Source organism: Mannheimia glucosida, assembly GCF_046267875.1.
Classification (GTDB): domain Bacteria; phylum Pseudomonadota; class Gammaproteobacteria; order Enterobacterales; family Pasteurellaceae; genus Mannheimia; species Mannheimia glucosida.
Window position 1 is genome coordinate 2101095 of record NZ_CP176502.1, and the last position, 13043, is coordinate 2114137.

Here is a 13043-nt window from a genome sequence, read left to right on the forward strand (position 1 = left end):
ATTTTTTCATCTTGTTTTCCTTTTTATTGTGTAAAAACTATCTCGCACCCGTTAAATTTAATGCGTGCGTTGCCGTAAAGTTGGATTTCTCCGCCTTTAATTAAGCTCATTTTTCGGTAATCTGTGATAAATCTTTGCGGTATCCCCTGCAAAATTAGTGCATTATTTAACCGCTCCAATTCTTCCCGGTGATTTCTCAGAAAAATAACTACTTGCTGGCTTGTTTCACCGCCTGAACCCTTGCTATTTCTAGGGTTACAGTTATTGACACAAGTCCAAGCGGGGCTATGCCCCGTGTTTGTTTGTGCCTGCTCCTGTTCTGAGGTGGCACGATTTACCGCCTTAGATTTACGCTCTATGCGGTACGATTTCATGCGGGTAGCGACAAACTGCACCCCGTCAGAAACAACTTGTTTGAATTGGTTAAAAATTCCTTTAATTTTCTTGTTTATTACGCCATACTTATTCTCCTCTGTGTCTTCGTAGTACAATTTAACCGGTGCTTGTCTTATGTTGCCTTTTGCTTGTTTATCCATAAAACAGGCGTATTCTGCGTTGTCGGCATAAATAAAGAGGTCTTCCATAAATTTGTCGCTCTCAAAATTGCCGATAGTGCAACGTCTTAACTCTCGCCATACGCTGATAGAGCCAACCCCATAAAATTGGAATTGGCGAATACCCCAAAGGCTAGCCCAAGCTTTCACTTTTCGGCTGTTCGCTTTAAAGTCCATTTCCGGTGCTTCATCGGAAGTTAAGCCATCTTCATCGAATCCATCAATATTCTTGGCTATGTACTTCGCTATGTAGGCGGTCGCACTGCCTTTGGTTTTGTCGCATAACTCAACCTTACAGCGGTGTTCTGCTGCTCCCTTTTCGTCTCCATCTAACTCAAGGGCTTTTTGCTTAAACAGTTCAATAAATTCTTCAACTTGTTCTTGTGGCACATAGCTTAACAAGTGCCAGTGAGGTGTTGCGTCTTGGTGTGGCTCTGCCACTCGCATTCCTTTTTGGTCTATTTTGCGTTTTGCCAATAAGGCACGGAACTCTTGCCACACCTTATTCAAGTAGTTGTGGGTCTGTTTCGGGCTTGCCCCTTTCCAGTTCTTGTTGCGTCCGTGTTTACTGTGTTGAGCATGAAATGATGATGGTGCGGTAAGGGTTAAAAATAAGGCTTGGTAGTTGTTTTCTTCTGCCCACTCTTCAATTCCACGCAGTTGGGTCATCATTTCATATCTGCGTTTGATAGGGTTAGAGTTAGAGCGGAACCACATATCGAACAGCTCTATTTGCTCTTCTTGGTTGTCCACGTTCACCAAAATGCTGTTTTTAAGAAATCTTAAAGCTTCCGCCTGCTTGCCACTGTAAAAGCTAAAATGCTCTTTTGATACATAAGGAGACTTGGCATTCACCTCACCACAGGCAATGCGTAGATGCTCTAATAGCTGGGCTTGAATTTTGTTAAAGGTTCTAGCCCAGTGCTTTCTGCAAACGACTTTATTTAAGGCGGTTTCCATTGCTTTTTGGCTTGGTTTTTTGCCTTTTTCAATTTGGTTTAGGTAGCTTTCCCAGTAGTAATAAGGAAATCCTATGCTTTCGCACAGGTGTCCGCACTTTTGGTAGATTTCATCTAGCACTTTTACCAAATCGCTGTCGCTAAACTCCCTGCCACTTTCTGCCAATGCAGTAAAATGGCTCACTTGAATTTGCTGAAAGATATTTGCCACATCTTCGGCAAGAGACTCTAGCTTGCTGTTTGGGATAAGATAAAACGGCAGATATCTTTCTTTGTCTGCTAATAGCTCCGCTTTGTCGTGTTCCTTGCTGATTTCAATGGAGTAATTAAAGTATTCCCCTTGGCTAGTGTAGTATTCTTTTGCCCACGCCCATTTATCACTGAGTGATTTAGATAGGTAGGTGAGGTCTATGCGGTATTGCTTAAACACTAGCCCCAAGCGGTCTTGCACCAATTCCCTGATAAAATTATTGGCGTGAGTGATTTGCTTTAACCCTGAACGGAAAGCGACAGAGCCGTCATCTTTTACTGATTTCAGCTCTTTTAAATAGAGACCTCGAAAATGTTCTTTTTGGCGTTTAGTTGGTAGCTTTTGGATTAGCGATTCGACAAAGTAGTAATGGTCTTTCGGAATCGCCGAGAATAGCTCTTGTTGTAATGGTGTGCTTTGCGGGTCTATGTCTGCCAGTGCAAGCGGTTGAATTTTGCGAGGTTTTCGCAATTCGATAAGCTCCGCTACGTTTTTAGCACGTTGCTCATCAACTTCTTTTTCTCTTGCTTCGTAGTCCCAACCTTTAACGGATAAACCGTGAGCGGTGGAATTTACGCTTTTATAGCTTTGTTCGCTATCTATTGCTAAATTCAACTGCTCACGGTTCATTTTTAAGTTCTCTTTGAGAGGTTTATCATTTTGCTGACACCGTGATTTTGATTTCGGTTTCAGCTTCCATTTTTGCGATTTGAAGTCGCTGTTCACGCCGCCATTTATAAAACAAGTGTCTTAATGTTTCATCTAGGCTTTTGTTGGTGAATATAAGCCTATCTCCTTGGTATAGGTGATAGACTGGGTCTTGTGCCGGCGGTAGTTTCTTAATTCTGTAACTGCTTACTGTAATTAGTGGCATTCTTCAATCTCCTTTAGTTCGGCTTGATAACGTAGCATTTGATTAAACCAGTAATAGCCATTTTGCCAGTCAGCATAGTTCCGTTCGGCTTTGGCTTTGTTGTATCTGGCAAAGTAGGTTTTGCAGTTTCTCTCGGCTACTACCACGCCTATTTTGAGGCGTTCTATTTGTTGCTTTGTTGCTCTTTCCATTTCTTCACCCGTTAATGTGCTTAATTAATTCGCTGTTCTTTTTTATCCTTTCTTGCAAGTGTGACTTTGCTATTTTTTCTTGCCAATCCACAAAGTCTTTCGCTTGCTGCTCTGCCAGCTTAAAAATGCTTACCGCTCCGTTTTCTAAGGTAATTAAACCTTTCTCTTTGTAGTATTTCACCCGTTGTCGGGCTTTGGCTAACCCCTCACGGATTATGGGGTGAAGTAGCTCGTCATCTTTTGCCATAACTTACTCCTAGTAAGGCTGGGAAAATGCTATTTGCCAATATTTCGCTAAGTTAATCAGCGGTTTTTCTTTGCCCTTTTTCGGCATAATCGGGATTTTGCCTTGTTGTACTTGGTCTTTTACCCACTCTTCCGACATTCCCACCATTTCGGCAAACTTGGCATAGGTCACAACCGGCACGGTTGCCCCGATTTGGATTACTAGCGGTTGTTCCATTTCAGCCTCCGGAAAACATAAACCCAAAGGATATGCAGAAAACGAACATTCCGAAGAAAACCATTATTTCAAGAATGACTTGTAGAAAATGTTTCACTTTTCCAACTCCTCACAAATCTCACGAATCGTTACCTGCCCGTTTGTGGCAGCTTCGATTTTTAGTAAATATTCGGCAGATATTCCACTGCCGTTCAACCACTTTTTAACGGCTTGATGGGTAACACCACATGCCTTAGCTAAAGCAACTTGCGAACCACAAATTTCTATAGCTTTCTTAATTTTGTTATTCATACACCCCCCATAAAGGTAACTTAAATTACTTTATGGATATATAATATAACTTTAATTACCTTTAATCAACAACTTTTTTTACCTTTATTTTTGGTAACTTTAGTTGTATCTTTTGTGAATTACATTAAGGAACTTAAAATGAGCAACTTGGCAGAACGTTTACAATTTGCTATTAAAGAGCAAGGCAAATCACAGCAATGGTTAGCAAATCACATTGGTGTATCTCAACAATCAATCGGTAAGATTTTGAAAGGGGAAACCTTAAACCCTAAGTACATTCTAGAAATTTCAAATGCTTTAGGTGTATCAGTCGAATGGCTAAAAACAGGCAAGGGTGAAGCTCCCGATTTTACAAAAATTGAAGAAAATCAGACCGCTTGTGAAAAAGAAGGAAATGTTCGATTAGAAATATTGGATGTTTATGCTTCCGCTGGTGAAGGGAAATTTATTACCGGAGATTTAGACGGTTTCACCCGGGCAATAGAATTTGAACAAGGCTATTTTATGCAGATGTTTCAGCAAACATCAGCAAATGGCTTAAGTATCATCAATATAGATGGCGATTCAATGAAGCCAACTCTAAATAGTGGTGATTTATTAGTTGTAAATACAAATATCAAATTCTTTTCAGGTGACGGTGTGTATGTTTTTAGCTATGGTGATATGCTTTACGTTAAGCGTTTGCAGCTTGCTGGCGACTCTCTCTTAGTTATCTCTGATAATCCTTTATATAAAACTTGGGAGATAACTAGGGATAATGAAAGTAAATTGATAATCCACGCTAAAGCTAAATTCTCTCAAGAGAAGATGAAGGAGCTTGGATAGTATATGAATCATAATTTTAATGATAAAAGAAATGCGGCTTTTATTTTTACCTTATGTGGACTTATTGAAGCTATATCTAGTGATTTAGAATTTAATAAGCAAGAGGCTATTTTTATTGATACATTCTTATTAAATGCTCAAGATAATTTAAAATTCAATGAAATATCTATGGTTGTTTATAGTGAAGTAAAAAACTTTATTCAGCCCATTATCAACAATGAGAAAACATTGAATGATGATGAAGTATTTGATGAAATTGAAAATTTAAATGATTTTATTATATCTTTATCATCTCCTTTTATTGCGAGTGTATATTCACAAATGGAAGGCGATATTCTTTATCTTCAAGGTTTTTGTAAAGGTCTTGTTTCCGATGGCAATTTATCAATAGATAAGATCAACAATTTAATATTACTTCTTAATGAATTTCCTTATCTATCTGAACACCCCGTATGTCGCAATCTTTACGATGCACTGGATTTATTTGCCGAAATAGAATTATCTGACGATGATTTAGAAAAAATAAAGCAATTAATTATCGCATTTGGTGGTTCAAGTGAAGAAATAGTATCAGGATTGTCTTTAAGTGAATCCGATTTTTTCTTTGATGAAGTTGAAACCGCTTCTATCAAAAATTCTAAAATTGTATTTACTGGAAAGTTTTCAATCTGTTCAAGGGGGCTTTGCGAAACCTTAGCAAAAGAATTAAATGCTAAAACAACTAAGAATCCTACCTATAAAACTACTTTTCTGATTGTTGGCTCACTTGGTTCTGAAAATTGGAAAACTGCGTCTTTTGGAAGAAAAATCGAAGAGGCAAAAGAGCTGCAACAAAAAGGCGGTGAAATTAAAATTATCACCGAAAAACAGTGGCTTGAATATATGCCCAAAGATGAGCGTGAAATATTGGATAGATTACTTGCAAGCTAACTTACAAGCTCAAGGGATATTATTATGGCAGTTCGTAAAGATGAAATCCGTGGCAAGTGGCTGGCAGAGGCTTATGTCAAGGGTAAACGGATTCGTAAATGGTTTGATGCTAAGGCGGAAGCAAGCCGCTTTTACAATCAGCTCAAACTAGAGAATAGCCCACTAGCTCAAGCCGTAGTAGTTAGACGTGAACAACCTCAAAGGCTGTCTGAACTTTGCAAACTGTGGTATGAGTTGCACGGCAAATCATTGGTAAGCGGCGCTGCAAGCTATGATAAATTAAAATGGATGTGTAAAGTGTTTGGCGACCCTTACGCCCGGGATTTTACCGCCTCCGATTTTGCAGAATATCGGGCAAAACGGTTAAGCGGCGAAATCGTGAATGATTTAAGCGGTATTGTGCCGAAAGAGACTTATATAAACCGTGAGCAAGCTATTTTAAGGTCTGTTTTTGCTGAACTTGAGCGTTTGGGGAAATGGAGTGGGGGTAATCCTTTAGCCAAAATTCGTGCCTTTAAAGTTAAAGAACAAAATTTGGCTTTTTTGCGGTCTGATGAAATCGACCGTTTGTTAGATGTTTGTGATAAATCAAGAAATAAGTATTTGGGAATTATTGTCCGAATTTGCTTGGCAACCGGTGCAAGATGGGGCGAGGCTCAAGATTTAACATCATCTCAATTAATACCGTATAAAATTACCTATGCCGGCACGAAAAATGGTAAGAATAGAACTATTCCTATATCTCAAGAGTTGTATGATTTAATCCCCAAAACCAGCGGTAAAGTTTTTGCCGGTACTTATTATAAGGCTTGCCATCGTGCTTTTAAGTTAGCCCTTAAAAAAGCGGATATTACCCTGCCTATGGGACAAGCTACCCACGTTTTACGCCATACTTTCGCCAGCCATTTTATGATGAACGGCGGTAATATTTTAGTATTGCGTGATATTTTAGGGCATTCCGACATCAAAATGACTATGCGTTATGCACATTTTGCCCCTGCTCACCTTGAGCAAGCTATCACTTTAAACCCTCTCGTAAACCGATAATTTGTGGCGATAAAGTGGCGATTTATTTACTTCATTTCCCCTTATTTTACCCTATTTCCCAATTTAAAAGCATTGGCATTACTGTAACCTTATGATTTTAAAGGGATTGTTAAGGTTTGGAGGCGATTATGACCAAAGCCTACTATGGCAAGGAATAAAGCACAATTTAATCGTTGAACTAAAAAAATGACCGCTTGCAAGCGGTCATTTTTTATGGATTTTTTGCAAACACTTATCGCCAGCCGCCACCTAATGCTTTGTATAGGTTAATTAAATTTAACGCTTGCGAGAGCTGTGACTGAACCAGTTGCTGCTGGTAATTTAGCACTGAGGTTCTGGCTCTGATTGCCACATCTAAGGTTTTTTCACCAAATTGGAATAATTTTTGGGCGTCATTTGCCTGTTTTTGGGCTTGTTTTAATGCAGTCTGTAGCAATCCGCTCTGTTTAACAAGACCGGATTGGTGCTGATACGCTGAATCCACTTCTCCCAATGCGGTGAGTAAGCTGTTATCGTACTCAATCATTGCTGCTTGCAAGCGGGCATCTGCTGCATCAATGTTAGCTTGGATTCTACCATTGGTAAAAATCGGTAACTTAACCCCAACACTGACTAAATTAGATAACGCTGAAATCGGCGACAGATCGTTATTAATTTTGACATAACCGCCTTGCCCTAAAAATTGAATATCAAAACGTGGATAAAGATCAGCTTTCGCACTAGCTAATTTTGCCGCCATAGCTTCCACTCTGCGTGCATTCGCCCGTATATCAGGCCGGCGTTCAATTACCGTACTCGGCATTTGCCCGCTCGGGCTGTCCGGAATTTTAGCTAACGGATTGCCCTGTCTGGCAATTTTAAAGCCTTGAGGCACAACACCAATCAGTACCGCAATGTTTCGCTGCAACGCATCAACCTGAGACTGAAGCGTAGATTGCTGAGCTTTTAATGCGGTGATTTGTGCGGCAATTTCACTCAGTTCATAAGCTGTTGCCTGCCCTGCGTTAAAACGCCCTTGAATGTAGCGTTGTAATTCATTCAAAATCGCAACGTTTTTACCAATAATTGCTTGCTGTTGGTCTATCGCATAAATTTTAAAATAGTTTTCGGCAATACTGCTTGAAACCAAAAGTTGAGCCCCATACACTTGTTCTTGTTGCCCTAATGCCCCTGCTTTTGCAGCATCGGCATCACTACGTTTTTTACCAAAGAAATCAGGTTCCCACGAAGCGGAAATACCCGCTTGAGCATTCGCTACATCAAGACGTTTGGGGTTATAGACATCGGTGTTCATATCTAACATTCCGCCACCAACTGTTCCATTTGCCCCCACGTTAATCCCTTTATCCGCTTCAGTATATTGGCTGTTTGCCTGAGCTTCAGCTAAACGGGCTTTGGCGAGCTGAATATCTAAACTGTTTGCCAATCCTCGTTCAATTAAGGCAGTTAATTGTGGATCGTGCCAATTTTTCCACCACTGTTGAATTTCACTTGAGCCTTTAGCTGCTTGGGTTTGATCAAACTCAAGCGGCACTTCAACCGAAGATTGGGTATCAACGTTAATAGTGCTACAAGCGGTCAAAAAAGCAGTAAAAATTGCAACTGCTGATAATTTATAAAACGTCATTTTTTATCCTTGTTTCGATAGCATTGATTTAAACTGCATTAAGGCAATCGTTAAAAACACCGCTCCGAGCAGAGCCATTTTAAGCAAATGTGACCAAACCAATTCTAAGCCGGCATTGCGGAATAGCACATCTTGGGCATAAGCCCCAAGAATAGTGGTCGGTGAAAATTGGGTTAATTGCTGTGCCAGTTGCGGCATATTTTCAAGCGGCGAATTAGCCCCCGAAAGCATATACATCACTAAATAAATCGGAATGCAAAGTAGCCCAAATTGTGGCATAGAAGGTGCAAATACCGCCAACAATATCCCTAGTGATGCAACCGAAAACAGAAAAATCGCCACGCCTAATACAAAAATTCCGATTTGCACGTTACTAAATGGGGCGCCCAGAAAGCCGGAAATAATAAACTTAAGCGAAAATAAGGTAACTACCACTAATACCAAGCCGTTAGCAAGAATTTTAGACACCGCAATTTCGCTGGAACGAACCGGCATTACCAGTAAATGCTCAATCGTACCACGCTCTTTTTCCCGAATCACCGCAGATCCTGAAAGCAGTAACGTCAGCAAGGTTAAATTTCCGACAATCTGCCCCGCTCCCATAAACCAAGAGGTGTCATAATTGGGGTTATACAGCACATTGATTGCCGTATTCAAAGGCATTAATGGCTGTGGCGTGCCGAGAAAACGTTCAATTTCTTGGTTAAAAATCTGCCCGATATAATAAGCCCCGATATTAGCTTGGGTCATCGCAGTGGCATCAACTAACAATTGCACTTTCGGCTCTCTGCCGGCAACCATATCACGTTGATAATTCGGCGGAATTTCCACAATAAAGGTGTATTGCCCAATATCCATTGCTCTATCCACCGCTTGTGGCTCAATATCTTCTACCGCCTTAAAATAAGGCGGAATCAAAGCATCTTTTAAACGATAAGAGAGTGCGGAGTGATCATAGTTAATAATACCAACCGAGCCGTTTTTCACATCGGTCATACCTTGCTTTGCAATGGTAATGATCGCAAAGGAAAACATATAAATAATCAGTAAAACCAATACTTTATCGCTAAACAGACTTTTTAGCTCTTTAAATGCGAGAAAACCGACATTTTTAAACCAACGGTTCATATTATTTCTCCTGTTTTTTCAACGCAAAGGTCGCTAAGGTTAGATAAACCGCATAAATCGCGATTAAGGCAACATAAGGCTGAATAAAATCGGCAAATCCAAGCCCTTTGGTAAAGCCACCTAAGCTGATTTGTTGAAACCACGAGCCGGGGAAAATTTTAGTCACTAACTGCACATTTTGATCAAGCCGTGATACCGGATACATCATTCCCGAAAAATTAATGGTCGGTACCATTGAAATAATAGCCGCGGCAAATATGGCTGCCACTTGCGATTTTACAAAACTCGACACCAGCAAGCCAAAACCGGTAGAAGCACAAATTGCCAGCAACACGCCTAAAAACATCGCCGCTACCGAGCCTTTAATCGGCACACCGAAAATAAAAATTGCCGCCAGCACCATAATTAAATAGCTGATAAAAGAAAGAGCGATATAAGGTAACTGTTTTCCCAGCAAAAACTGAAATTGAGACGCCGGCGAGCCATAAAGATTCATTATCGTTCCCATCTCTTTCTCTCTCACTACACTGAGAGCGGTCATCATAGGTGGCACTAACATCATCGCCAACATAATGATACCGGGCGTCATAGCAAATACGCTTTTGAAATCTTGGTTATAAATCATTCTTGGCTCGGTGGCAGAGCGAATATTGGCACTAATGCCGTTTTCTCTTAGCATTTCTTGAATATACTGCCCAATCGCTCCCTTCGCTGAGCCTTGTAAATTTTCGGCTGTAATCGGGAAAGCCCCATCAATAAAAATGCCGATTTCCGGTGTGCGTTGTGCCAATAAATCCCGCCCGAAATCGTTCGGAATTTCTAAAATCAATTTCGCCTTACCGGTTTGTAAGCGGTGGTTTATCTCATCAATCGAGTAGAGATTTTCCTGACGAATAAAATAAGGCGAACCGGAAAATGCTTCAATCAGTTTGCGGCTTTCCGAGCTGTTGTCGTGGTCAAGTACAGCAAAATTAAGCGGTTTAATATCAAATGAAATACTAGCCCCCATTGCCAGCAACATAATTAACGGGCCGAGCAACGCAAATAATAAGCGAATATTATCCCTTAACAGCTCTTTGCCCTCACGCACGGCAAATGTCCAGATCACACTTAAGCCATTTGCAAAATTTTGTGAATTTTTGACCGCTTGTAACGGTTGATTTTCAACTTGTTCAGCCTGATTTTCTGACGAAGGAGCTGTTACCTCATCAGCTTGCTCTTCTAAATAGGTAATAAAGGCTTGTTCAAGCGTTTTTGCATTTTTACTCCGTCTTAATTCTTCAGGCGTACCAACGCCAAGTACTTTGCCTCGGTGCATAAAAGAAATGCGGTCGCAACGGGCGGCTTCATTCATAAAGTGAGTCGTTACAAAAATCGTGATGCGATCTTCTCGGGATAATTTAATTAAATATTCCCAAAACATATCCCGTGCCGCCGGGTCAACTCCTGAAGTCGGCTCATCTAAAATCAACACTTCCGGCTGATGTAAACAGGCTGCCGCTAATTGTAACCGCTGACGAATTCCGAGTGGCAACGCAAGCGGTTTTCTGTCGGCTAAATGTGTTAAATCAAACTGGTTCATCGCATCACTCACATAGAGAGACCACTCACTGCGGGGAATTTGGTAAAGTTTGGCGTGCAGTTCAAGGTTTTCTCGAACCGTCAGCTCCTCATACAAGGAAAAGGCTTGCGACATATAGCCCACCCGTTTGCGGGTGTCGATATTTCCGGCATCAATCGGCTGACCAAGCAACAATGCCGTGCCTTCGGTAGGTTCAAGTAAACCGGTCAGCATTTTCATCGTGGTGGATTTACCGCAGCCGTTTGAACCTAAAAAACCAAAAATTTCCCCTTTGGGGATCACAAAACTGACGTTATCAACCGAGACAAAATCACCGAATTTCTTGGTCAAGCCTTCTGCCACAATCACAGGTTCTTCATTTTCCGGCGGCGTAAACGGCGGAATAACCAGCCCATCTACCGCTCCCCGTTTTTCTTCCGGCAATAATTTGATGTAGGCTTGCTCTAAATTTTGGCTATGGGTTTGAACAATCACCTCTCGGGTAGGCTTATCAACAATCAGCTTGCCATCCTCCATCGCCAGTACATACTCAAACCCCTCCGCTTCATCAATATAGGCGGTGGCGATAATCACAGTCATATCAGGCGTTTCTGCCCGCAATGCTTCCACCAACGCCCAAAATTGGCGGCGGGAAAGTGGATCAACGCCGGTGGTAGGTTCATCTAAAATCAGTAATTCCGGACTATGCACTAAAGCACAGCATAGGCTGAGTTTTTGCTTCATTCCCCCTGAAAGTTTACCGGCAGGGCGATCGGCAAAAGGCAACAGCCCTGTGGCTTTAAGTAAACGCTGAATGCGGGCTTTTCGTTGGCTTGCCGATAAACCGAACATTCGGGCGTGAAAATCAATATTTTCATAAATCGACAGCGTGAGATAGAGGTTTTTGCCTAACCCTTGCGGCATAAACGCAACTTTATGGGTAAGCTGCTCTCGATCTTGCTTTTTGGACACATCTAAGCCAAACACCGAAATCTGCCCCTGTTGCAATATTTTTACTCCTGCAATTAAGGAAAGCAGGGTTGATTTTCCGACACCGTCCGGTCCGATAAGCCCAACCGTTCTGCCTTTGGGAATTTCAAGAGAAACGTTATCTACCGCAACCGTATTGCCATAAGTATGCCGAAGATCGCCAATTTTAACCGCAAGTTCAGTCATTTTTTACTCTTTCTCCGGCAGTTTTACAGCCAAGGATTCAGGCCAATCAATACTATGGTCATATTTTACATAACCCATTGCCGTCATACCGCCTTTGAAAAAACCGGCATACTGTTTTGCTATTTCTGCCGAAACTTGTAATTTCACTTTAAACATTAATTTAGTACGTTCTTCCATTGTCTCAACCGACTTTGGCGTAAATTGAGCATCGCTTGCAACATAGCCGATTTGAGCCGGAAACACATAATCGCTGCCGTCTATTTTAATCCGAGCTTCGTCGCCTATTTTGAGACTGTTAGATTGATACGCCGGCAAAAAGATATTCAAATACACATCGGTAGTATCCAATAAGCTCACGACTTTTGCCCCCATCCCCACCACATTACCGACATCTACAATCCGATATTCCACTCTGCCGGCAATCGGTGATCTAATCAGCATATCATCATTTTGCGAAGTGGCTTGGCTCGCCATTGCTTCTGCCTGACTCACCCCTGCTTGAGCTTGAGAAACCCCTGCTTGAGCTTGATTTACCGCCGCTTGAGCCTCTGCTTTCGCCGCTTTTGCCGTTTCAACCGCCGCTAAAGCCGCTTTATAACTCGCTTGGCGACGCTCTAGCTCACTGGCTGAAACCAAATTCTCACGGCGTAATTTTTTCGCATTCTCCAGTTCTAACTTAGTTACGGAGACTTGCTGCTGTTGAGCTGCCATTTCGGCATTTGCCCGAGCAACCGCTTCCGATGCCCGTAATTTTTGAGCCTTCGCACTTTCAACTTGAGCTTTAGCCGCAGAGATCTGAGCTTCGGCAGAATTCACTTGGTTTTGGGATTGAGTAGAAGAAAGCCGTGCAAGCGGTTGATTTTTCTCAATATTTTGCCCCTCTTTGACATACATCTCCTCTACTCTTCCGGCATACAAAGTGGCAATATCCAGACGCTCTAACTCAATCCGCCCGTTCACCGAAGCAATGCCGGACAATTCTGTCTGTTCCCCTTTAATTTGATGCCACAAATAAGCTCCGCCGGCAGCAATAACCAACAATGTGGCAAGTAATAATTTCTTCATTTGTATCCCTCTGTGCTAATGTTGTGATTGCAGTGTAAAAAAATAATAGGAGATGAGCAACAATCAAAAAGCGATAAAATGTTGTCTAATCATACAAAGCTG

At 41.5% G+C, this 13043-nt stretch carries 12 protein-coding genes; 3 read left to right on the plus strand and 9 right to left on the minus strand.

What is annotated here, in order from left to right; genetic code table 11:
* Positions 1-23 precede the first annotated feature (23 nt).
* From ACJ7Z2_RS10140 to ACJ7Z2_RS10160, 5 genes are all read right to left on the minus strand, one after another.
* Entirely contained in the window at positions 24-2393 is a 2370-nt protein-coding gene (locus ACJ7Z2_RS10140; RefSeq protein ID WP_409500211.1) for a replication endonuclease, read from the minus strand.
* Positions 2394-2627: 234 nt separating this feature from the next.
* Positions 2628-2828, minus strand: coding sequence for a hypothetical protein (locus ACJ7Z2_RS10145; protein ID WP_409500212.1), 201 nt, complete (start codon positions 2826-2828; stop codon positions 2628-2630).
* Positions 2829-2832: 4 nt separating this feature from the next.
* The gene (locus tag ACJ7Z2_RS10150; protein ID WP_409500213.1) at positions 2833-3075 is read right to left on the minus strand and encodes a hypothetical protein; all 243 of its coding nucleotides are present in this window, start codon (positions 3073-3075) and stop codon (positions 2833-2835) included.
* Between the two features lie 9 nt (positions 3076-3084).
* On the minus strand, positions 3085-3291 hold the full coding sequence (locus tag ACJ7Z2_RS10155) for a hypothetical protein (protein WP_373611100.1): 207 nt from the start codon (positions 3289-3291) through the stop codon (positions 3085-3087).
* A 93-nt stretch (positions 3292-3384) separates the two neighbouring features.
* Positions 3385-3582 (minus strand): transcriptional regulator, encoded by a 198-nt coding sequence (locus ACJ7Z2_RS10160; protein WP_409500214.1) that lies wholly within the window; start codon positions 3580-3582, stop codon positions 3385-3387.
* 138 nt (positions 3583-3720) lie between these two features.
* Between ACJ7Z2_RS10160 and ACJ7Z2_RS10165 the strand changes: the two genes are divergently transcribed.
* The 3 genes from ACJ7Z2_RS10165 to ACJ7Z2_RS10175 are packed head-to-tail and all read left to right on the plus strand — an operon-like array spanning position 3721 to position 6384.
* Entirely contained in the window at positions 3721-4407 is a 687-nt protein-coding gene (locus ACJ7Z2_RS10165; protein ID WP_409500215.1) for an XRE family transcriptional regulator, read from the plus strand.
* Between the two features lie 3 nt (positions 4408-4410).
* Complete coding sequence (locus ACJ7Z2_RS10170; RefSeq protein ID WP_409500216.1) at positions 4411-5337, plus strand: BRCT domain-containing protein; 927 nt, start codon at positions 4411-4413, stop codon at positions 5335-5337.
* A gap of 24 nt (positions 5338-5361) precedes the next feature.
* Positions 5362-6384 (plus strand): tyrosine-type recombinase/integrase, encoded by a 1023-nt coding sequence (locus tag ACJ7Z2_RS10175; RefSeq protein WP_409500217.1) that lies wholly within the window; start codon positions 5362-5364, stop codon positions 6382-6384.
* Between the two features lie 232 nt (positions 6385-6616).
* On the opposite strand, the gene ACJ7Z2_RS10180 is transcribed toward ACJ7Z2_RS10175, so the two are convergent.
* Genes ACJ7Z2_RS10180 through ACJ7Z2_RS10195 form a run of 4 tightly spaced genes read right to left on the minus strand, consistent with a single transcriptional unit; the run spans position 6617 to position 12941 of the window.
* Positions 6617-8011, minus strand: coding sequence for an efflux transporter outer membrane subunit (locus tag ACJ7Z2_RS10180; RefSeq protein ID WP_409500218.1), 1395 nt, complete (start codon positions 8009-8011; stop codon positions 6617-6619).
* Positions 8012-8014: 3 nt separating this feature from the next.
* Entirely contained in the window at positions 8015-9139 is a 1125-nt protein-coding gene (locus tag ACJ7Z2_RS10185; RefSeq protein ID WP_409500219.1) for an ABC transporter permease, read from the minus strand.
* Between the two features lies 1 nt (position 9140).
* Positions 9141-11876 carry a ribosome-associated ATPase/putative transporter RbbA gene (rbbA, locus tag ACJ7Z2_RS10190; RefSeq protein WP_409500220.1) on the minus strand — a complete coding sequence of 912 codons (2736 nt, stop codon included), beginning with the start codon at positions 11874-11876 and terminating at the stop codon, positions 9141-9143.
* Between the two features lie 3 nt (positions 11877-11879).
* Positions 11880-12941, minus strand: coding sequence for an HlyD family secretion protein (locus tag ACJ7Z2_RS10195; RefSeq protein WP_409500221.1), 1062 nt, complete (start codon positions 12939-12941; stop codon positions 11880-11882).
* Between the last annotated feature and the right edge of the window lie 102 nt (positions 12942-13043).